Below are 21,825 nucleotides of genomic sequence, written 5' to 3'. Positions count from 1 at the left end.
CTCTTTGCAGGTTACTGACGCCACGCTGTTCGCTGTCTCGTTCAGATGGGCTCGAACTTCACATCCGGCTGGTCGGGACCGCCGGCTTGCCGCAACAGCGCGACAATGTGTTCGCCCCTGTCAACCGGCTGTCGCCTCCAGTTCGAGGCGTTCGTGACGTGCAGCCAGCCATCGACCATCATGAAAAAATCCTCGGATTGATCATGTCCGGCGCCGAAGCGAAGCGATTTGTTTTCAGCGAATCGAACCAGCGCCGGATCGATCGACCTGTAGAGCACAGGCCAGTTGCCGCCGCCGGAATCCATATGAAACTTGTAGCTCGGGGCGAAATCCAGCCGTCGCCGCAACAGGCTTCCGTCGAAAAAACAGAAGCCGGGCCACAGGAACCAGCCGCCTGGCGTCGGCGTGTCGCGCCGCACGCTGCCGTAGAGGCTTTTGCCCTCCATCCGGGCGCGGATCGAAAACGGTTCAGTCGGAAAGATGTCATGATCGATGAAGCCGAACAGCTTCGGCCCGAACCTGGGCAAGAAATTCCGCACGATCCAGTTGAGCGCTTGACCGTGCGATCTGCTGACGACCAGCCTGTTCTTCGGCAATGCGACATAGGGGACATGCTGGCGACGGCAGAGATCGCGGATTGCTTCCCTTGCCTCGCCCTTGTTGCTGTTGTCGAAAACGATGTAGCTTTCGTGCTCGGCCAGGTATCGGCGTACCAGGTGGATCTGCCATTCGATCATTTCGGGCCGGTTGAAGGCCACGGTGGCGACGACCGCATCGCGGAATACCTGCTCTTGCCCCTGCAATTCGCTGACCGGTGCGGATGTCCTCAGAAAGCGAAACACCCGCCAACGATAGCGCAGCAGCGCCTCGCGCCTTGGCGGTCTGTTCAGCCTCTCCCATTCCGCCACGGTGATCGGGGGCTGATCGACGTCTTCCGGGGCGTCAGAAGCAACCATGTCGCGCCCCCGCATGGCTTAGTTCTGCTGGATCGAAATGCCCTTGTCGTCGATCTTGAGCTCGACGCCCTTGGGTTTGGTCTGCTCGCGATAGACATAGATACCAAGCGCGATGACCACGACGACGAGCGCGCCGATGACGAGATTGAGCGTATTCTGTTTCATTGCGCGCTCTTTGCGTTGTCGAGCCTCAGGCTCGTTTCAGAACCTTGACCAGCACCAGCAGGATGATGGCGCCGATCGTGGCATGGATGATCGCGGCGAGAGTGCCGCCGCCGATGGAAAAGCCGATCCGCGGAAACAGCCAGCCGGCGATGAACGCACCGACGATGCCCACGATGATGTTGCCGATCAGGCCGAAGCCGAAGCCGGAAACGATGAGACCGGCGAGCCAGCCGGCGATGGCACCGATGATGATGAAGACGAGCAAGCTTTCGACACCCATAGCCATTTCCTCCGAGCAAGAGGGCGACCGCGGACCGGAAAGCCCGAATCGGCCTCGACATCAACAGCTTAGGCTATTCGAAAGCAGCCGGCCTCACCAGCGGCGCGCTTATTGATCGTCGTCGTCGCTTGCGGCAGGGCGCCAGCTGGTCGGCTCGACCTTCTTTTGCGTGTGACTGTCGATATAGACCCACCAGCCGTCGTCGCGATATTGCGCGATGGATTCGTTGATGACGCCGTCGCTGTCCTTCCAGGTCACGGAGACCTTGGAGCCGTCTGTCGGCGCGGTCGCAATCGGCTTTCTGTCCGCCATGTCATTATCCCCAATTGCACCGACAAACTGAGCCGACAGAACGCGACGGCCTGTATCCGGTTCCAAACGGTCACCGGCCCGCGGAGCGCGCCAACGGCCCTCAGCTATGGGCGAAGATATCCTCTTCGTCCCAGCCCATCAGGTCAAGCTTGGCACGCGTCGGCAGGAAGCGGAAGCAGGCATCGGCCTCCTTGGTCCGCCCATCGCGCGCCAGCCGTCCGGCCAGTACATCGCGCAACCGGTGCAGATAGAGCACGTCGGAAGCCGCATATTCGAGCTGTTCGGGCGACAGCGTCTCGGCCGCCCAGTCCGACGATTGCTGCGCCTTGGACAGCCCGACGCCGAGAAGCTCGAAGCAGATGTCCTTGAGCCCGTGGCGGTCGGTGTAGGTGCGGGTGAGCCGCGAGGCGATCTTGGTGCAGAACACCGGCTCCGGCATGACGCCGAACGCATTGTAGAGAACGGCAAGATCGAAGCGGCCGTAGTGGAACAGCTTGGTTACGCCGCGGTTCCTCAGCAGGCTGACGAGGTTCGGCGCCTTCTTCTGGCCGGGCGCGATCTGGATGACGTCGGCGCTGCCGTCGCCGGGCGAAATCTGCACCACGCACAGCCGGTCGCGATGCGGATTGAGCCCGAGCGTTTCGGTGTCGATGGCCACTGCCCCGACATTGTAGTGCGAGAGGTCGGGCAGGTCGTTTTTATGGAAACGGATATCGGCCATTGTCTTCTCCGGTCGAGCCCTAGAGTGCCCCCTGACCCGCAGGGGATGTTGCAGCGCTTTATCTTGTGGCCCGTCCTCGCCGCGATCGGCTGAAAAATCAACAGGAAAACAGGGGTTCCGCTGCTCAGCGCGTCAAGGCATCGAGAATCCGCGCCCACGAGCGCTGGCCCTTGTGGAAGGAGCTGAGCTCGTATTTCTCGTTGGGCGAGTGGATGCGGTCGTCGTCGAGGCCGAACCCGACCAGCAGCGATTCCATGCCGAGATAGGTCTGGAAATCGCCGACAACCGGAATGGAGCCGCCGCTGCCCGTCGTAACCGCCGGCTTCGGCCATTCGTCGGACAGCGCATTCTTGGCCTTGGCCAGGAAGGGCGAGTCGTAGGAAAGCTGGATTGCCGGCGAGCCGCCATGCGGATGGAATTCGACGGAACAGTCGGCCGGAATGCGCTCCTTGACGAACTTCTGGAACGCGGCCCGGATTTTTTTCGGGTCCTGCTTATGGACGAGGCGAAACGAGACCTTCGCCGAGGCTTCGGCCGCGATCACCGTCTTGAAGCCCTTGCCGGTATAGCCGCCGATGATGCCGTTGAACTCGGCCGTCGGCCGCGCCCAGGTCAATTCCAGCACGGAGCGGCCCTTTTCGCCCGACGGGATCGACAGGCCGACCGGTCCCAGGAACGTCTCGGCAGTCTCGCCGAGCGTCTCCCATGATTTCAGGATCTGCGACGGCGTTTCCTCGACGCCATCATAGAAGCCGGGAATGGTGATGTGGCCGTCCTTGTCGTGGATATCGGCCAGCGCCCTGGCCAGGATGCGGATCGGGTTGGCGGCGGCACCACCATAGAGGCCCGAATGCAGGTCGCGGTCGGCGGCCTTCACCGTGATCTCCTCACCCACCAGCCCGCGCAATCCGACGCAGATCGACGGCGTGTCGCGATCCCACATGCCGGTATCGCAGACCAGCGCGAAATCGGCCTTGAGTTCGTCGGCATTGGCCTCGAGGAACGGCTTCAGCGAAGGCGAACCGGATTCCTCCTCGCCCTCGAACAGGATGGTGATGCGGCAAGGCAGATTGCCATGCACCTGTTTCCAGGCGCGGCAAGCCTCGACGAAGGTCATCAACTGGCCCTTGTCGTCGGCCGACCCCCGACCGACGATCACCTTGTGGTCCGGCCCGACCTCCTTGACAGCAGGCGCGAACGGATCGCTTTCCCACAATTCGATCGGGTCGACCGGCTGAACGTCATAATGGCCGTAAAACAGCACATGCGGCGAACCGGCCGGGCCGTCATGGTGCGCAACCACCATCGGGTGGCCGGGCGTGTCGCGAACGCTGGCGTCGAAGCCGATCAGCTCGAGTTCGGCCACCAGCCATTCCGCCGCCTTGCGGCAGTCGGCGGCATAGGCTGGATCGGTGGAGATGGACTTGATCCTGAGCAAGCCGAACAGGCGCTCGAGGCTCTGGTCGAGATTCTTGTCGAGACGGTCGAGGACGGGGGAAACTGCGGACATATGTGAAGCCTTTCGATTCAGAACCGGAACCGTAAAGGCATGACGGGAAAACGAAAAGCCCGCGATCATTGGACCACGGGCTGCAAACGTCTCTGCGAGGCAAAAAAAGACCGCCGTGGTGGAGGGGGAACCACGGCGGCCTTCTACTCGAAACGATGCGGCAGCCCGGAGAGGGGGGATAGGCTGCCGCAGGTGTCCGGGATAGGCGGGGGACGGGCCTTGCTCCGGACTCGGCGAAAACTGCCGATGACGTGTATTTGGGTCTCTGAACGTGGCGATTCAAGGGCACGAAAATTACAGTTTTGTAACATGGGCGTGAGCAGGGCGACGGCGATCTGTCAGGGTGTTGCCGGAACCGATAGTCGAGGCTGCCTTTGGCATGGACCAAGCCGCCGCGCCGCGCTATCCCTGCCGGCATGAAAAAAGGCGATCATCTCTTCCTTGTCGACGGCTCCGGCTACATCTTCCGCGCCTATCACGCGCTGCCACCGCTGACCCGCAAATCCGACGGCCTGCCGGTCGGCGCCGTTTCCGGCTTCTGCAACATGCTGTGGAAGCTGATGCTCGACGCCCGCAATACCGATGTAGGCATCGTGCCGACGCATTTCGCCGTCATTTTCGACTATTCGTCAAAAACCTTCCGCAACGATCTCTACCCCGAATACAAGGCCAACCGCTCGGCACCGCCGGAAGATTTGATCCCGCAATTCGGCCTGATCCGCCAGGCGACCAGGGCGTTCAACCTGCCCTGCGTCGAGATCGAAGGCTACGAGGCTGACGATCTGATCGCCACCTATGCGAGGCTCGCCTGCGAAGCCGGCGGCGATACCACCATCATCTCCTCCGATAAGGATTTGATGCAACTGGTTGGCGATACGGTCGCCATGTACGACCCGATGAAGGACCGCCAGATCGGAATTCCGGAGGTCATCGAGAAATGGGGCGTGCCGCCGGAGAAGATGGTCGACCTGCAGGCACTGACCGGCGATTCGGTCGACAATGTGCCTGGTGTGCCCGGCATCGGGCCGAAGACGGCGGCGCAACTGCTCGAACAGTTCGGTGACCTCGACACGCTGCTGGCCCGGGCCGGCGAGATCAAGCAGGACAAGCGCCGGGAATCGATCATCGCCAACGCCGACAAGGCGCGCATTTCTCGTCAGCTGGTGACGCTGATGAACGACGTACCGGTGACCGAGGGTCTGGAGGATTTCGTCCTGCACGCGCCCGACGGCCCGAAGCTGATCGGTTTCCTCAAGACCATGGAATTCACCTCGCTGACCCGCCGTGTCGCGGAAGCGACCAGCACCGAGGCCGGCGACGTCCAGGCCGTCGCGGTCACCGTCGAACGCGCCGATCATGCCCATGGCCCGGACGTTGGCGCCGGTTTGCCGCCGGTTGCCCGAAACGCGCCTGGCACTGAACCGGACGAAGCCGGCGGGACGGCGGAGACGTCAAAACAAGGCGATACCCCCTCCCTGCTCGCGGCACTAAGGCTGGAGCGCGCGGCCACCGGCAAGATCGACATTTCGGCCTATCACTGCATCCGCGATATCTCGACCCTGAAAGCCTGGGTCGCCGAGGCACGGGAGGCTGGCATCGCCGCCTTCGACGTCAGGGCGACATCCGCCGATCCGATGCAGGCGGAACTGATCGGCATGGCCATCGCCACGGCTCCCGGACGCGCCGCCTACATTCCCTTCGCCCACATGAGCGGCAATGGCGACCTGCTCGGTGGTGGCGCGCTCGAAAACCAGATTCCGCTGCGCGAGGCGCTGGCGGTGCTGAAACCGCTGCTCGAAGACAGATCGGTTCTCAAGATCGCGCAGAACCTGAAATACGATCTTGTCATCATGAGCCGCTACGGCATCGATGTCGCACCGTTCGACGACACCATGCTGATCTCCTACGTGCTCGATGCCGGTACGCCCCATGGTCACGGCATGGATGCGCTTGCCGAAAAGTGGCTCGGTCATACTCCTCTTCAGCTCAAGGACGTGACCGGCTCGGGCAAAAGCTCGGTCGGTTTCGATCAGGTCGACATCGACAAGGCGACGGCTCATGCCGCCGAAGACGCCGATGTGACGCTGCGGCTCTGGCTGGTGCTGAAACCGCGGCTTGCCGCCAAGGGCCTGGTGTCGGTCTATGAGCGGCTGGAGCGGCCGCTGGTGCCGGTGCTGGCGCGCATGGAACAGCGCGGCATCTCGGTCGACAGGCAGATCCTCTCGCGGCTCTCCGGCGAATTGGCGCAGGGCGCCGCTCGCCTCGAAGAGGAAATCTACCAGCTCATCGGCGAACGCATCAACATCGGTTCGCCAAAGCAGCTCGGCGACATCCTGTTCGGGCGCATGGGCCTGCCCGGCGGTTCGAAGACCAAGACCGGCCAGTGGTCGACCTCGGCGCAGCTTCTCGAAGATCTCGCTGCCGAAGGTCACGAACTGCCGCGCAAGATCGTCGACTGGCGCCAGCTGACCAAGCTGAAATCGACCTATACCGATGCGCTGCCCGGCTTCATCCACCCCGACACCAAGCGCGTCCACACCTCCTACGCGTTGGCCGCTACGACGACGGGACGCCTGTCATCCTCCGATCCGAACCTGCAGAACATCCCGGTGCGCACCGCCGAGGGCCGCAAGATCAGGACCGCCTTCATCACCGACAAGAGCCATCGGCTGGTCTCGGCCGACTACAGCCAGATCGAATTGCGGGTGCTCGCCCATGTCGCCGAGATCCCGCAACTGCGGCAGGCTTTCGCCGACGGCGCCGACATCCACGCCATCACCGCGTCGGAGATGTTCAACGTGCCGGTCGAAGGCATGCCCTCGGAGGTTCGCCGCCGCGCCAAGGCGATCAATTTCGGCATCATCTACGGCATTTCGGCCTTCGGTCTCGCCAACCAGCTGTCGATCCCGCGCGAGGAAGCCGGCAACTACATCAAGAAATATTTCGAGCGCTTCCCCGGCATCCGCGATTACATCGAGGAGACCAAGGCCTATGCCCGCGAGCACGGCTTTGTCGAAACGATCTTCGGCCGCCGCATCCATTACCCCGACATAAGATCGTCCAACCCCTCGCTCCGCGCCTTCAACGAACGCGCCTCGATCAATGCCCGCCTGCAAGGCACCGCCGCCGACATCATCCGCCGTGCCATGATCCGCATGGAGGAGGCGCTGGAAAAAGCAGGCCTTTCGGCACGCATGCTGCTGCAGGTGCATGACGAACTGATCTTCGAGACCGTCGAGGCGGAAGTCGAGGCGACGATCCCGGTCGTGCGTCATGTCATGGAAAACGCGGCGATGCCGGCGGTCTCGATGTCGGTGCCGCTGCATGTCGACGCGCGAGCCGCCAACAACTGGGACGAGGCGCATTAGCACCAACGCAAGGTGTGTTGAGATTCAGATCAGGCCGAGCCGAAAATGGTGGATTCCGAGAACCGGAGCGGAGCGTACTTTTCGTACGTGAGCACCGGAAGCGGCAGGAAGCCGCCATTTGCAGGCCGGCATCATCTGAATCTCAACTCACCTCAAGCCGCCTCAGCCAAACACTTGGCACATGTCCCGCGAAACTCGATCACCGCCTTCTTGGCGGCGAAGCCGGTGGAGCGCACCCATTCGTCCAAGCTGTGGCCGACATCGTGGTCGGACATCTCGGTGACCTGCCCGCATGTGTCGCAAATGGCGAAGGCAGTCATCGAATGGCTGTGGTCATGCGGCTCGGCGCAGGCGACGAAGGAATTGATGCTTTCAAGCCGATGCACGAAACCTGACTTCACCAGCGTGTCGAGCGCGCGATAGACCTGAAGCGGTGCGCGAAAACCGCGCTCGCGCAATTGGTCGAGCAAGGTGTAGGCACTGAGCGGTCCGCTGGCGGTCTCGAGTTTCTCGAGCACGCACAGCTGGTTTTTCGTCAGCACATCCCTTGCCGCCATGATCCTGTTTCCAACTCGCCTTGCGTCGCTTGCGCCGCGCACAAACGATCCATGTCCCACCCAGATAGCGACGAACAGGCATTTTTGCTACTGTTTCCAGCATTCTGCCCGCAAGGCGGCCGAGAACATCGATCGGAGCGGGGCAACAGGCAGGTTGCCCGCCGTTTTTCGCTTTGCCGGCTTATCGAGCGGACCTATTTCCTCGGCGGGCCTTTGCGCTCGGCAGAAGCCGCCCACAGATTGATGTCGGATTCGCGCGCGTAGGTGTCGATCTCGGCGAGTTCGGCATCGCTGAAGTCGAGCGCCTTGAGCGCGCCGACGCAGTCCTCGACCTGCTCCGGCCGGCTGGCGCCGATCAGTGCCGAGGTCACCCTGCCCTTGCGCAGCACCCAGGCCAGCGCCATCTGCGCCAGCGTCTGTCCGCGCCTGCCGGCGATGGCGTCGAGCGCCTTGATGTTGGCGATGGTCTTGTCGTTGATGAAGGCTGTCTTCAGCGACTTGCCCTGCGACGCACGGCTGCCGTCCGGAATGCCGCCGAGATACTTGTCCGTCAGCATGCCTTGCGCCAGCGGCGAGAACACGATGGAGCCAACGCCGAGCCCTTCGAGCGTGTCGAGCAAGCCGTCTTCCTCCACCCAGCGGTTCAGCATCGAATAGCTCGGCTGGTGGATGACGCAAGGCGTGCCAAGCTGCTTCAAGATATCGGCCGCCTCGCGCGTGCGCTGCGAATTGTAGGACGAGATGCCGGCATAGAGCGCCTTGCCCGAGCGCACGGCATGGTCGAGCGCACCCATCGTTTCTTCCAGCGGCGTGTCGGGATCGAAACGGTGCGAATAGAAGATATCGACATAGTCGAGCCCCATCCGCTTGAGGCTCTGGTCGAGGCTGGCCAGAATGTATTTGCGCCCACCCCATTCGCCGTAGGGCCCGGCCCACATCTGGTAACCGGCCTTGGTCGAGATGATCAGTTCGTCGCGGTAGGCAGCGAAGTCGGTGCGCAGGATCTCACCGAAGGCGGTTTCGGCAGAACCGGGCGGCGGACCGTAATTGTTGGCGAGGTCGAAATGCGTGATGCCGAGGTCGAAGGCCTTGCGCGCGATCGCCTGCTTGGTCTTGTGCGGCGTGTCGGTGCCGAAATTGTGCCACAGGCCCAGCGAGATCGCCGGCAGCTTCAGGCCGGAGCGGCCACAGCGGTTGTAGACCATTTTCTCGTAACGGTTTTCGGCGGGCGTGTAGGGCATCGGAAAATCCTCGAATGGAAACGAGCCGGTCGGCTGCATCGTCACAACGCGGCGAGTTGGCTCTGCCCCCACCCTTACCCTCTCTCCGTCGAAACGGGGAGAGGGTTGAGGTGTGCTGCCCTATTTCTTCTTCGCCAAAAGCGCCTTGGCTTCCTTGACGCCAAGTGCGGCCGGCCGTTCGCAGGTGGTCTGCATGGCGACGAACTTGCCGGTTTCGCCGGAACGCAGCAGGCCGGTCATCACGTCGACGGCGTGCAGCGCCAGCTCCATCGAACAGCGGTGCGGCCGACCTTCCGCGATCGCCACCGCCATATCGGCAAGGCCTGACGTGCGGTAGTTGGCCATCATGCCTTGCGAATGCATCTCGTTGGGCACGCCGAACGGATGCGGCCAGTTCGGCAGCTTCTTGACCGGCTTGGCCGCGACGGTGAAGCGAACGTCACCACCGAAGAAGTTCGGGTCCGGCACAAACACCGTACCCGCCTCGCCATAAAGCTCCATCGGCGCGTGGCCGTGGGCCCAGACGTCCCAGCTGGTGTTGAGCGTGATAACGGCGCCGTTCTCGAACTCCAGCAGCCCGTGGATGGTTGTCGGCGTGTTGACCGGTATCTTTTCACCCGCGCGCGGCTTTGAACTGATCGTGCGCTCCTTGGCCGGCGTCGTCGCGAAGGCCGCGACCTGCTTCACCGGCCCGATCAGCTGGATCAGATTGGTGATGTAATATGGTCCGATGTCGAGCACCGGCCCCGCGCCTGGCTGGAAAAAGAAATCCGGATTGGGGTGCCAGTGCTCCATGCCGTGACCCATGACATGGCAGGTACCGCTCGTGACCTTGCCAAGCTTGCCGGTGTCGATCAGGTTGCGTACCAGCTGGTGCGCGCCGCCGAGGAAAGTGTCTGGCGCCGAGCCGATGCGCAGACCCTTTTTCTCCGCCCGCTTCTTAAGGTCGAGCCCTTCCTTGACCGACAGCACGAACGGCTTTTCCGAATAGACGTGCTTGCCGGCGTCGAGGATCTGCTTTGACACCTCATAGTGCACCGCCGGGATGGTCAGATTGACGATGATGTCGATGTCGTCGGCCTTGAGCAGGTCTTCGACGGTTTCGGCGCGCAGCTTGAACTCCTTCGCCCGCGCCTTGGCCGCCTCCATGTTGATGTCGGCGCAGGCACGCATTTCAATGCCGCGAAACAGCGGCGCCAGCGAAAAATACGCCTTCGAGATGTTGCCGCAGCCGATGACGCCGATGCCAAGTTTCTTTGCCATGCTGATTGCTCCTAATAGGTTTTGGCGGCTGCGATGGAGCGGCGGGCGAAACGCTCGATGTCGTTGGGGTTGTCCTGTTCCATGACGTAGTATTGGGCAGCACTCCTGGCACGCAACACCTTGATCAGGCCGGCCCAGTCGATGGTGCCATGGCCGACATCCGACCAGCCATCCTCATCCAGCCCCTCGCCGGGCTTGGCCATGTCCTTGACGTGGACGGCGCTGATGCGCTTGCCGTGTTTCTCGATCCACGGCAGCGGATCATCGCCGCCGCGCACCACCCAGGCAACGTCCATCTCCCAGCTGACATCGGGCGCGGATGAGAGGATGTGGTCCTGCGGCACCGATCCGTCGGCAAGTTTCTTGAACTCGAAATCATGATTGTGCCAGGCAAAGCCGTAGCCGGCCTTTTTCGCGGCATCACCGACCTTGGCCAGGCGTTCGCCGAAACCACGCCAGCCGGCCACGTCGGATGGCCGCTGGTCGGGCATCAGGAAAGGGCAGATGAGCAGCGTGATACCGAGTGCGTCGGCGGTTTTGCGCACGCCGTCAAAATCGTTCTCGAGCGCGTCGATCGAGAAATGCCCAGTCGGCATGGCAAGCCCGTTCCTGTCGAGCTCGGCACGGAATGCGCCGGGATCATCATAGACGCCGCCGAAACCTTCGACCTGGGCGTAGCCGAGCTTGCCGAGCATGGCGAGCACACCGTCCCAGGGTTGGAAATTGCGGGCGCTGTAAAGTTGGAATGACCAATTCATCGTCTCTGTCCGTTTTGCTTGGGGATCGTCGTTGGAAGGTTGGTTCTCGGAAGCTAGATGCGTGTGCCGGTTGCGGTGTCGAAAAGCGAGGCGCGCATCGGATCGAAGCCAAGCGTCACCGCCTCGTCGTTCTTGGGCGTGCGTTCCGAGGTCACTCGGACGCTGAAATTCTGCTGGGCAAGTTTCAGCCAGACCAGCGTGTCGGAGCCCATGGGTTCGACCACCTCGACATTGGCGGCCATCGAGAACGGCCAGCCGGTGCCGCTGTTCAGGCTGACATGCTCGGGCCTGATACCGAATGTGACGGGGCCGGGAGCCGGAGGCTTGGCAAAGTCGTAAGTGCCGAGCGGGATCTTGATATCCCCGGCCGCGAACCGCCAGCCGCCGTCGGCGTCTTCCAGGTGGCCATCGACGAAGTTCATTGCGGGCGAACCGAGAAAGCCGGCGACGAAGCGGTTGACCGGACGGTTGTAGATGGTCTGCGGCGCATCGAGCTGCTGGATGACGCCGCCCTTCATCACCGCGATGCGGTCGGCCAGCGTCATCGCCTCGATCTGGTCGTGGGTGACGTAGATCATGGTGTTCTGCAGCTTGCGATGCAGCAGCTTGATCTCGACGCGCAGTTCGGCGCGCAGCTTGGCATCGAGATTGGACAGCGGCTCGTCGAACAGGAACACGTCGACATCGCGCACCAGCGCCCGTCCGATGGCGACGCGCTGGCGCTGGCCGCCGGAAAGTGCGGCCGGCTTACGCTGCAGCAGCGGTTCGATCTGCAGGATTTCAGCCGCCCGCGTGATCCGCTTGGCGATCTCTTCTTTTGGCGTGCCGGCGACACGCAGCCCGAACGAAAGGTTCTTCTCCACCGTCATTTGCGGATAGAGCGCATAGGACTGGAACACCATGCCGATGCCGCGGTCCTTGGGCTCTTCCCAGGTGACGTTCTTGCCCTTGATGAAGATGCGGCCTTCGGAAACGTCGAGCAGGCCGGCAATGCAATTGAGCAAGGTCGACTTGCCGCAGCCGGACGGCCCGAGCAGCACGATGAACTCGCCATCGGCGACATCCAGATTGAGCGTCTCCAGGACGGTCACCGCGCCGAAATTCAGCGACAGGTCCTGGATCGAAACGCTGGTATCGTTGGCTGCCGTCATCGCCATCACCCCTTCACCGCGCCGGCGGCGATGCCACGTACGAAAAGCTTGCCGGAGATGAAGTAGACGATGAGCGGCACAAGCCCGGTCAGGATGGTTGCGGCCATATTGACGTTGTACTCCTTCACGCCTTGCACCGAATTGACGATGTTGTTGAGCTGCACCGTCATCGGATAGGTGTCGGGGCGGGTGTAGACGACGCCGAACAGGAAGTCGTTCCAGATGCCGGTCACCTGCAGGATGATGGCGACGACGAAGATCGGCAGCGACATCGGCAGCATGATGCGCAGGAAGATGCCCCAGAAGCCGGCACCGTCGACACGTGCCGCCCGGAACAGCTCCTCCGGCATCGAGGAGAAATAATTGCGGAACAGCAGCGTCAGGATCGGCATGCCGAAAATGGAATGGACGATCACCAGCCCGCTGAGGCTGCCATAGAGGCCGATCTCGCGCAGGATGATGACGATCGGATAGATCATCACCTGGTAGGGAATGAAGGCGCCGACGATCAGGACGATGAAGAACGTATCCGCGCCCTTGAAGCGCCAATTGGCCAGTGCATAACCATTCACCGAGGCGATGGCGATCGACAGCAGCACTGACGGCACGGTGATGCGCACCGAATTCCAGAAGCCGCGCGAAAGCCCGTCGCAGTTAAGGCCGGTGCAGGCAGTCGACCACGCCTTGACCCACGGTTCGAAAGTGATCTCGAGCGGCGGTGAGAAGATGTTGCCGAGCCGGATCTCCGGCATGCCCTTGAGCGAGGTGACGACCATGACGTAGAGCGGCAAGAGGTAGTAGACCGCCATGACGAACAATGTGCCGTATAGGAAGACGTTGCGGCGCGAAATCACGCGGCGCGGCTTCGGGCCGTAGGGATCGGTGATGCCCTGGCGCGCGCCGGCGGCGGTGCTCGCTTGAGCGGTGATGTCTGCCATGCTCATTTGCGCCGCCCGAACTCGAGATAGGCCCAGGGCACGATGACGATCACCACCGAGAGCAGCATCATGGTCGAGGCAGCAAAGCCCTGGCCGAGGTTCTGGGCGAAGAACATATAGTCGTAGACGTATTTGGCCGGCACTTCGGAGGCGATGCCCGGGCCGCCGCTGGTCTGGGCCACGACGAGATCATAGACCTTGACGATGCCGGCAGCGATGATGACGAGCGTGGTGATGAAGACCGGCCGCATCATCGGGATGACGATGAACAGATAGGTCTTCCACATCGGGATCCCATCCACCCGCGCCGCCTTCCAGATGTCCTCGTCAATGCCGCGCAGGCCAGCCAGCATCAGGCACATGATGAGCCCTGTGCCTTGCCACAGCGCCGCGATCGATATGCCGTAGATGACGATGCTGGAATTGTAGAGCGGGTCGAAGCTGAAGCTCGTCCAGCCTAAGTCACGGACCACATGCTGGATGCCGAAATCCGGATTGAGCAGCCACTGCCAGACCAGGCCGGTGACGATGAAGGAGAGCGCGAAAGGATAGAGGAAGATGGTGCGCAACGTGTCCTCGAAGCGGATCTTCTGATCGAGCAGTGCTGCAAGCAGGAAGCCGATGACCAGCGAGAACACCAGCGAGATCGCGCCGTAGATCAGCAGGTTTTCGATCGAGATCAGCCAGCGCGGCGTCGCCCACAGCCGGTAGTACTGGTCGAGCCCGACGAAATTCAGCCGCGGCAGAAGCTTCGAATTGGTGAAGGAATAGAGCACCGTCCAAACGGTGCCGCCGACGAAAACCACCATGGCGGTGAGGATCATCGGGATCGAGGCGACCTTCGCATTGAGGTTGCGGAACAGAAGGTTCGGGCGTTCGCTCTTGCTCATCTCGTCAGCCGGCTGGGTAAGGGCGGTGCATTCCCGGCCCTGCATTCGCAAGGCCGGGAGCGAGGTGGGTTGCCGCCAGCGTCAGTCCGCCGAAGCGATGAGGTCGGCGAAGCGCTTCTGTGCGTCTTCGATGGTCAATTCCGGCTTGGCGAAGAATTCGGCGAAAAGGTCTTCCTTCTGCTTCTGGGTGTCCTGCGAAAGCAGCTGATCCGTCCACGGTATGACGGCACCCTTGGCGAGGATGGCGAGGCCTTTCTTCATGCAGTCGTTCGCCGCGTTGAGATCGACGTCGCCGCGCACCGGCAGGGAACCCTTCTTCAGATTGAAGGCAACCTGCGTCTTGGGATCGAGCAGCGTCTCGGCCAGCACCTCCTGCGCCTTGCTCTTGTCGGCATCCTTGAGCAGCGGGAAGTAGAAGGCGTCGCCGCCCGTGGCTATGACCTCGTTCAGCCCAAGGCCCGGCAGGCAGGTATAGTCCTTGCCGGCGGTCTTGCCGGCAACCTGGAACTCGCCCTGTGCCCAGTCGCCCATGATCTGGCCACCCGCCTTGCCGGTGATGACCAGGTTGGTCGCCTGGTTCCAGTCCTGCACATTGGTGTTCTTCGCCATCTTGCGGGCATCGTCCGCGGCCTTGAAGACCTTGGCGACTTCGGGCCCGGCGGCGAACTTGGCATCCTTGTTCTTGTAGACCTTGAGGAACGTGTCCGTGCCGCCCACAGCCGCAAGCAGCACGTCGAAGGCACCGGAGGATTGCCAGGCTTGCCCGCCGACGGCGAGCGGGATGATGCCGGCCTTCTCCAGTGCCGGCGCTGCCGCCACGAATTCATTCCAGTCCTTCGGCAACGGCACGCCGGCCTTCGCGAAGGCTTCGTTGGACAGCCACAGCCACTGCCAGGAATGGATGTTGACGGGCACGCAATAGATCTTGCCGTCGATGGTGCAGCCGTCGAGCAGGCTCTTCGGCCGCACGACATCAGTCCACTTGCCCTTGGTGGCGACGTCGGTGAGGTCGCGCATCAGCCCGGCCTGCACCAACTCTTCCGCCTGCCGGCCGTGGTTGAACTGCGTGGCGCCCATCGGATCGCCACCGGTGATGCGGCTGATCATGATCGGCCGCGCCGTGCCGCCGGAGCCGGCAATGGCGCCGTCCACCCAGTGGTTGCCGGCCGCATCGAATGCCTTGGCAAGTTCCGCAACCGCCGCGGCCTCGCCGCCTGAAGTCCACCAATGGGTGACTTCCAGGTCCGTCGCGGCCGCCTGGCCGGCAAATTGCAGTGCAGCCGTCGCCGCCAGGGCAGCGGTCAAAAATCTGTATCGCATTTCGGCTCCTCCCAGACTCTGAAACGTTACAGATTTTCGATACGGCAATTGCGCGGGCTGTGCAACCCATCAACGAAGCGCCCTCGATATTTTTTTCGGGCAGCGAACAAATTCGTCTGAATGATCGCCCTTCTCATGCACTGCAGCATGGTTTGCTGCGGCGCAAACACCGAAATGCCGCCTGATACGGGCAAAAGGCGGCGGCAGGGGCGATTTCTCCTGGAATCCCAATGCGTTTCGCAAAAAGAACCATCCACCTCGTGACGAGGACATACATCTCGATACTGGCAATCTGTAACGTTTCAGTATATTGACGCTTTGCCGGGGCTGGGACGCATATCGTATCGCTATGACGGCGATTGCCGACATGGCCCGCGGCTGCTATGCGCCTGACGGGCGGGACGAATGGACAGACAGCGTACGGACAAGAACGGGGAGAACTCGGCACAGGGACGGCCGACGTTGAAGACGCTTGCCTTCATGACCGGGCTCGGCGTCACCACCGTGTCACGCGCCTTGAAGGATGCCCCGGAAATCGGCGCCGAGACCAGGCGCCGCGTCCAACTCGTCGCCAAGCAGATCGGCTACCGGCCGAACCGCGCCGGCGTGCGTCTGCGCACCGGCAGGACCAATGTCATCAGCCTCGTGCTCAACACCGACCGCGAGATCATGAGCTTCGTCTCGGACATCATCTACGGTGTTTCGGAAGTGCTCGCCGAAACGCCCTATCACCTGATCGTCACGCCTTATTCCCGCTCGCAGGATCCGATGGAGCCGATCCGCTATCTCGTCGAGACCGGCTCGGCCGATGGCGTCATCATCTCGCGCACCCAACCGAACGATCCACGCGCCCGCTACATGCTCGAGCACGGCATGCCCTTTGCCACGCATGGCCGCACCGATATGGGCCTCGTCCACCCCTACCATGACTTCGACAACCATGTATTCGCGATGGAAGCCGTGCGCCGCCTGGCGAGCATGGGCAGGCGCAAGCTGGCGCTTCTGTCGCCGCCACCCGGGCTGACCTATTATGGCCACACGCTGAACGGCTTTGCCGATGCGCTGAGCGAGGTCGGCGCCAGCGAAATTCCGTTCAACACCGTTTCCATCGATCACACGATCGAGCAGATCAGGACCAGGACCGCGCAGGTGATGCGCCGCGAAAACAGGCCGGACGGCTTCGTCAGCAGCGCCGCCGCCGCGACACTGGCTATCGTCGCCGGCATCGAAGATGCCGGCCTCAAGCTTGGCCGCGACGTCGATGTCGTGTCCAAGCAATCGTCGGACCTGTTGCACCTGTTCCGGCCGGAATTGCTCGTCGTCAACGAGAACTTCCGCCTGGCCGGCTCCGATCTCGCCCGCTCCGTGCTCGGCTGGATCGGCGGCGCCGCACCCGGCTCGCTGCAGCGCCTGGTCGCCACCAGCGAGGTTCAGGCGTTCAGACCGCCGGTTTCCGTTTAGGCTCTTGGGCCGGCTTGTCAGCCAGCCGCACCGCTTCCCCACGGCCCATGGAACGCGCCTTTGTCGTCGATACGCTCGAAGCCGTGCGCGCCGAAGAAGTCGCGCTGCGCCTGGATCAGATTCGAGGTGCCGCGGCCCTGGCGATAGCTGTCGAAATAGGCAAGTGCGGAAGACAGCGCCGGAACCGGCGAGCCGGCTTCCGAAGCCCTCGCCACGATGCGGCGCAGCGACGGATGCGCTCCCTGCATCAGCGAGATGAAGGCCGGCGCCATCAGAAGGTTGGTCGAGGCGCCGCCCTTGCTGAAGGCTTCCGCCATGGTGTCGAGCATCTGCGAGCGGATGATGCAGCCGGCGCGCCAGATCCTGGCGATGGTCGGCATCGGCAGGTTCCAATTGAATTCCTTCGACGCGCCGCTCATCACCGCGAAACCTTGGGCGTAGGCGGCGATCTTGCCGGCGAACAGCGCCAGTTCCAGATCTTTCAGCAAGGCGTCCTTGTCACCGGAAATCTTCGTCTCGCTGATGTTGCCATAGGCCTTTTCCGCCGCCAGCCGCTCGTCCTTGATCGACGACAGAACGCGCGCCGCCACCGCCGCCTCGATCGCGGTGGCCGGGATGCCGAGCTGCTGCGCCTCGATGACCGACCATTTGCCGGTGCCCTTCTGGCCGGCGCGGTCGAGGATGATGTCGACCACCGGCTTGCCGGTCTTCGGATCGTCGGCGGCCAGCACCTTGGCGGTGATCTCGATCAGGTAGGAGTTGAGCCGGCCCTTGTTCCAGTCGGCAAACACCGTGCCGATCTCTTTCGGACCCATGCCCAGGCCGTCGCGCAGGATGCCGTAGATCTCCGCGATCATCTGCATGTCGGCATATTCTATGCCGTTGTGGATGGTCTTGACGAAATGTCCGGCGCCGTCGGTGCCGAGCCATGCCGCGCAGGGTTCGTCCTTGAATTTGGCGGAGATCGCCGTCAGCACCTTCTCGACGCGCTTCCATGAGTCCTCCGTGCCGCCGACCATGATCGACGGCCCGTGGCGTGCCCCCTCCTCGCCGCCGGACACGCCCATGCCTATGAAGGTGAGACCCGAACCGGAAAGCTCGGAGAAGCGCCGCATCGTGTCGCGGAAATTGGCGTTGCCGGCATCGATGACGATGTCGTTGGCCGACAGCACGCCGCGCAGTGCCGCGATCTGTTCGTCGACCGGCTTGCCGGCCAGCACCATGATGATGATCGGGCGCGGCGGCCGGATCGCGGCGGCGAGCTCTTCAAGGCTGTAGCAGGGCACGACCATGTCCCTGAGCGCTCCGGCATTCTCGACAAAGGCATCGGTGCGCGCCCTGGTGCGGTTGAAGACAGCGATGCGGTGCCCGTGCTCGGCGATGTTGAGCGCCAGGTTGGAGCCCATCGTGCCAAGGCCGATCAGGCCGATTTCGGCTTTTTCCATCGTTTCTTCCCTGCTCTCGGATCGTTTGTTGAGACCGCGATTTTGCGGGCGATGATTGACGGGCCTTGACGCCTGCGTCAACCGCCTCGCCGAATTGTGTTGCCCGGATTGTCGGTCGTGCCCGTGTAGAGGTACCTGGCAGTCCCGCCTACGGCCTGATGTCGACGGGCGCCTCGATCTTCACCATCTGAAAATCCGAGACCAGTATGTCGATGCGCACCGTCCACCGGCCAGGCACCGGAATGACGAGGTTGTCGACGCGCCAGCTGCCGTCGCCGGGCTTGGTCGCCGTGCGCTTCAAGGGTTCGATGCCGGAATCGGGCTTTGACAGCACAAGCGTTACCTCCTTGGCGTCGAGCGGGCCGAAATCGCCGCTCATGATGACCATCGAGGCAACGACCGGGCCGGCATGGCCGGGAGTGAAGTTGAGATCGGCCATCGCTTGCAGCGCGTGGATATGGACCGACACCGGTTGCGCTGCCGCGATCGCCAGGGCTCGTGGCGGCGGTGTGAAGCGCCAGCCCGCGGCAACGCCGAAAATCGCCAACACGATCAACATCTCGACGCCGATCGAGCGGACCAGCCTGCGTTGAACTTCCGTCGATCCCGCCTCGGCCGATGCCGTGAGTTTCCAGCGGTTGACGGCAGCGAGCGTGAACAGAAAGACCAGCAGCCCGAGCTTGATCAGCAGCAGCCTTCCATAGGCGGTGTCGACCAATGCCGCGGGCGTTTGCACCTGGATGACGGCAAGCACGGTGCCGGCAGCGGCAAGCACGGCCACCACGGGCAGGATCGCCCAAGAAAATCGCCGCAGGAATGGCGTGGCCTCCGCCGATTGCCCCTTGAGCGCCAGCCCGAGTGGGACCAATGCGCCGACCCACGACGCGATGCAGACGCCATGCAGGAACACCATCGGCCGCGTCAGCCATTGCGGTTCGGCGGCACTGGCATGGCCGCTGGCGGCAAGTGCAATCCCCACCCCGGCCAGGCCGGCCAGCGCCAATGGCTTGGCGGTGGCACGGGGACCGGCCAGCGACAGCAGGCCAAGCCCCAGCGCGATCAGCGCGACCAGCACCGTCCAGCCGAAGCTGGTGCCGAGCCCGGTCCGCCAGATGACCGATTGTGCCAGATGGGAGAGCGGCGCCCCGAGTGCATCAAGCCCCTGCAATCCGAGCGACAGGGACGACGCGACCAGCCCGCTCAGGATTGCAGCTGCAACGAAGCGCTGCCCGGCACGGGCACTTCCGGCCAACCAGGCAAGCGCGAAGGCGCCGCCAACGCCGAGGAAGAGGCCGACGTAGAGAAAGATTTTGCCCGCCCAGATAGCCGACCGCAACGGCCAGTCGACGGTTTCGGATACGGCCGGCGGTTCGCTGGGCGCTCCGATGGAAAACAGCAGCGATCCGCCGACGGGATGACCGTCTGCGGAGATGACGCGCCAGCTCAAGACATGCGTGCCCGACTTGAGCGGCTGCGGATTGTCGATCTCGACGGTCTGGTCGCTGAGACGAAAGGCGGTCAGTGGAACCGGCTTGCCGTCGGACTTCACCAGCGTCAGCACCAGAGGCGAGACCGGCTCGCTGAAGGTCAGCGAGAACTGCGCCGGTCCCTGTGCCAGCACCGCGCCGTCGGCCGGGTCGGTCTTGATCAGCGCGGCATGGGCAAAGGCCTGATCTGACACGGCAAGGCTGGCAAGAAACACGATCACAGCCAACAGGCCGACGGCAAGCCGGCCGGTGCGTTTGCCGGTCATGCAAGCCGTTTGCAGGAGGGAGGTCGTGCTCATGTCACCGCCACGAAAAAAAGCGGCGCACTCGAAAGAGCGCGCCGCCTGGGAGATCATTTCTTCGGCAGCAGCTTGATGCCGGGTGCCGGGCTTTCCAGTGCGTCTTCATCCTGCCCTGCCGCTGGAATCTCGATCCAGCGATCGGCTGCACCGTCGCATTCCTGCACGACCGGGAAATAGAGTTTTTGGCCGACGGGGAGATCCGCCGTCAGCGTCGCGCGGAAAACGAACTCGTCATAGAATTCATCGGGCAGGTTGCCGCCGCTCCAGTCGACCTCCTTGACCCCATCGGTCACCGCCTGACCGTAGAGCTGGTAGGATTTCTCGTACTTGCCCTTCTTGGTCTGCAGCGTCCAGCCGGGCTTCGGCATCGGCTTGATCGCGATCACCCCTTCCGGAATTTGCACGCGCACGGCGGTCGTCGCCTTGCCGTCGCAGCCATGCGGCACGCGCAAAACGGCCTTGTAGGTCGAGCCGACCGCCGCCTCCTGGGTTTCGAACGTGATATGCGCGAAGGCGGCGCTGGTTCCGAGCGCGAGAAGTGCGCCGGCCGACAAAAGATATTTGTTCATGATGGTCCCTCGGATTTTCAAGATTTGTCGAGCTGGCGCGGTCAATTGGCGTGATCGTCCACGGCGCCGCCGCCCATGCCTTCGACGGCGAAATCGACGCTGACGGCGCCGGCCTTTTCGAAGGTCAGGGTGGCGGAGAACTTTTCGCCCTGTTTGGGTTGCCGCTTCAGGCCCATGAACATCAAATGATAGCCGCCAGGTGCAAGGGCTACCTTGCCGCCGGCCGGAATTTCCAGGCCGCCGGCAACCGGCCGCATGGTCATGACGCCGTCCTTGACGCCCATCTCATGCAGCTCGGCCTTTTCGGAGACATCGGAGGAAATCGACACCAGCCGGTCCGGCGCACTGCCCTTGTTGGTGATGGTGAAATAACCGCCGGCCACTTTGGCGCCGGCCGGCGTGGCGCGCGACCAGGGGTGGCCGATCTCAAGATCGCCAACCTTGAACTCATGCGCGAAGACGGACTGCGCGCCTGTGAACAGCAGCGCAAGAGCCAGCACGGCAATGCCGACACGCTCTTCGATGCCGCGTAGAATGCTGCCGGCCATAGGACGCGCGGCGTCAGGGAAAAAATAGGACATGGTTGCTCCATGAAGTGAAGGTCGCGCCGCTGCCGGTCGCGAGCAGTTAGATCTTTGGATGGGTACGCCCACGAAAGGTTCCGCCGGGCAAACAGGCTCAGGCCGTCAGCGGCGGCGCGCGCGGGTTCGACGGCGAGCGCTCACGCGCAAAGTCGAGATGGATGGCCGCCGGGAAGACAAAGGCGACCGTTTCAAAGGAAAGGCTGCCCGGCGCCAGACCGGCATTGGGCGGCGGCGCAAAGGCCGCCGAAACCATGCTGCAGCCGAGCGCGCAGCATGCCGGCAGATGGGACGGCGGCTGGTTGCCGCCCGGAAGCTGGGTTGCGCCTTCATGGGTACAGATGACGTTGCCGAAAGCGTCGAGTTGCGATGCATTGGGACCGGCGCCGAAGGCGAATGCACCAAGCGTCGACTGGAGCAACAGCAGATAGGCCGCGACAAGCGCGACCGGCATGCTCCATCGTCTCCTCGATACGCCCAAAGCCCTGCCTCTTCGCAGCAACCAACCATATCTAGCACGGGGCCGGCGGGTGGAAAATCGCCAAATCGC

At 62.9% G+C, this 21,825-nt stretch carries 21 protein-coding genes; 2 read left to right on the top strand and 19 right to left on the bottom strand.

Annotation, left to right across the window (positions count from 1 at the left end):
- Positions 1–41: 41 nt before the first annotated feature.
- The 6 genes from AC0NIL_RS08950 to AC0NIL_RS08925 form a co-directional block, all read right to left on the bottom strand.
- Complete coding sequence (locus AC0NIL_RS08950) at positions 42–956, bottom strand: hypothetical protein (protein ID WP_275954525.1); 915 nt, start codon at positions 954–956, stop codon at positions 42–44.
- An 18-nt stretch (positions 957–974) separates the two neighbouring features.
- On the bottom strand, positions 975–1,121 hold the full coding sequence (locus tag AC0NIL_RS08945) for a hypothetical protein (protein ID WP_275954526.1): 147 nt from the start codon (positions 1,119–1,121) through the stop codon (positions 975–977).
- Positions 1,122–1,146: 25 nt separating this feature from the next.
- On the bottom strand, positions 1,147–1,401 hold the full coding sequence (locus AC0NIL_RS08940) for a GlsB/YeaQ/YmgE family stress response membrane protein (RefSeq protein WP_013529551.1): 255 nt from the start codon (positions 1,399–1,401) through the stop codon (positions 1,147–1,149).
- A 108-nt stretch (positions 1,402–1,509) separates the two neighbouring features.
- A complete protein-coding gene (locus tag AC0NIL_RS08935; protein WP_013529550.1) occupies positions 1,510–1,713 on the bottom strand; it encodes a hypothetical protein in 204 nt (67 codons plus the stop codon).
- Between the two features lie 100 nt (positions 1,714–1,813).
- A complete protein-coding gene (locus tag AC0NIL_RS08930) occupies positions 1,814–2,434 on the bottom strand; it encodes a ribonuclease D (protein WP_013529549.1) in 621 nt (206 codons plus the stop codon).
- A 124-nt stretch (positions 2,435–2,558) separates the two neighbouring features.
- On the bottom strand, positions 2,559–3,944 hold the full coding sequence (locus tag AC0NIL_RS08925; RefSeq protein ID WP_473572590.1) for a M20/M25/M40 family metallo-hydrolase: 1,386 nt from the start codon (positions 3,942–3,944) through the stop codon (positions 2,559–2,561).
- A gap of 416 nt (positions 3,945–4,360) precedes the next feature.
- Here AC0NIL_RS08925 and polA point away from each other — a divergent pair, with 416 nt between their 5' ends.
- On the top strand, positions 4,361–7,312 hold the full coding sequence (polA, locus tag AC0NIL_RS08920; RefSeq protein ID WP_063170336.1) for a DNA polymerase I: 2,952 nt from the start codon (positions 4,361–4,363) through the stop codon (positions 7,310–7,312).
- A gap of 152 nt (positions 7,313–7,464) precedes the next feature.
- Here polA and AC0NIL_RS08915 read toward each other — a convergent pair whose 3' ends face one another.
- The 8 genes from AC0NIL_RS08915 to AC0NIL_RS08880 form a co-directional block, all read right to left on the bottom strand.
- Positions 7,465–7,869, bottom strand: coding sequence for a Fur family transcriptional regulator (locus tag AC0NIL_RS08915; RefSeq protein WP_013529546.1), 405 nt, complete (start codon positions 7,867–7,869; stop codon positions 7,465–7,467).
- 194 nt (positions 7,870–8,063) lie between these two features.
- Entirely contained in the window at positions 8,064–9,110 is a 1,047-nt protein-coding gene (mgrA, locus tag AC0NIL_RS08910; protein ID WP_275954528.1) for an L-glyceraldehyde 3-phosphate reductase, read from the bottom strand.
- 120 nt (positions 9,111–9,230) lie between these two features.
- Positions 9,231–10,373 carry a Gfo/Idh/MocA family protein gene (locus AC0NIL_RS08905; protein WP_013529544.1) on the bottom strand — a complete coding sequence of 381 codons (1,143 nt, stop codon included), beginning with the start codon at positions 10,371–10,373 and terminating at the stop codon, positions 9,231–9,233.
- An 11-nt stretch (positions 10,374–10,384) separates the two neighbouring features.
- On the bottom strand, positions 10,385–11,131 hold the full coding sequence (locus AC0NIL_RS08900; RefSeq protein ID WP_275954529.1) for a sugar phosphate isomerase/epimerase family protein: 747 nt from the start codon (positions 11,129–11,131) through the stop codon (positions 10,385–10,387).
- 53 nt (positions 11,132–11,184) lie between these two features.
- A complete protein-coding gene (locus tag AC0NIL_RS08895) occupies positions 11,185–12,282 on the bottom strand; it encodes an ABC transporter ATP-binding protein (protein ID WP_027161308.1) in 1,098 nt (365 codons plus the stop codon).
- A 5-nt stretch (positions 12,283–12,287) separates the two neighbouring features.
- Complete coding sequence (locus tag AC0NIL_RS08890; protein WP_275954589.1) at positions 12,288–13,220, bottom strand: carbohydrate ABC transporter permease; 933 nt, start codon at positions 13,218–13,220, stop codon at positions 12,288–12,290.
- Between the two features lie 2 nt (positions 13,221–13,222).
- Positions 13,223–14,110 (bottom strand): carbohydrate ABC transporter permease, encoded by an 888-nt coding sequence (locus tag AC0NIL_RS08885; RefSeq protein ID WP_024504415.1) that lies wholly within the window; start codon positions 14,108–14,110, stop codon positions 13,223–13,225.
- A gap of 81 nt (positions 14,111–14,191) precedes the next feature.
- Entirely contained in the window at positions 14,192–15,430 is a 1,239-nt protein-coding gene (locus tag AC0NIL_RS08880) for an ABC transporter substrate-binding protein (RefSeq protein WP_473572591.1), read from the bottom strand.
- A gap of 405 nt (positions 15,431–15,835) precedes the next feature.
- Here AC0NIL_RS08880 and AC0NIL_RS08875 point away from each other — a divergent pair, with 405 nt between their 5' ends.
- Entirely contained in the window at positions 15,836–16,891 is a 1,056-nt protein-coding gene (locus AC0NIL_RS08875) for a LacI family DNA-binding transcriptional regulator (RefSeq protein WP_063169024.1), read from the top strand.
- 17 nt (positions 16,892–16,908) lie between these two features.
- Here the strand turns inward: AC0NIL_RS08875 and gndA are convergent, their stop codons facing one another.
- The 5 genes from gndA to AC0NIL_RS08850 form a co-directional block, all read right to left on the bottom strand.
- Positions 16,909–18,336, bottom strand: coding sequence for an NADP-dependent phosphogluconate dehydrogenase (gndA, locus tag AC0NIL_RS08870; RefSeq protein WP_473572592.1), 1,428 nt, complete (start codon positions 18,334–18,336; stop codon positions 16,909–16,911).
- A gap of 148 nt (positions 18,337–18,484) precedes the next feature.
- Entirely contained in the window at positions 18,485–20,122 is a 1,638-nt protein-coding gene (locus AC0NIL_RS08865; RefSeq protein WP_473572593.1) for a copper resistance CopC/CopD family protein, read from the bottom strand.
- Positions 20,123–20,175: 53 nt separating this feature from the next.
- Positions 20,176–20,694 (bottom strand): YcnI family copper-binding membrane protein, encoded by a 519-nt coding sequence (locus tag AC0NIL_RS08860; protein ID WP_013529535.1) that lies wholly within the window; start codon positions 20,692–20,694, stop codon positions 20,176–20,178.
- Positions 20,695–20,735: 41 nt separating this feature from the next.
- Positions 20,736–21,275: a copper chaperone PCu(A)C gene (locus tag AC0NIL_RS08855; RefSeq protein WP_063173102.1), complete on the bottom strand. Its 540-nt coding sequence runs from the start codon at positions 21,273–21,275 to the stop codon at positions 20,736–20,738.
- Positions 21,276–21,372: 97 nt separating this feature from the next.
- Complete coding sequence (locus tag AC0NIL_RS08850) at positions 21,373–21,729, bottom strand: DUF2946 family protein (protein WP_275954532.1); 357 nt, start codon at positions 21,727–21,729, stop codon at positions 21,373–21,375.
- Positions 21,730–21,825 lie beyond the last annotated feature (96 nt).

Source organism: Mesorhizobium sp. WSM1343, assembly GCF_055901535.1.
Note: the sequence above shows the minus strand (reverse complement) of the source record. Positions and strands in the feature narration are given on the sequence as shown.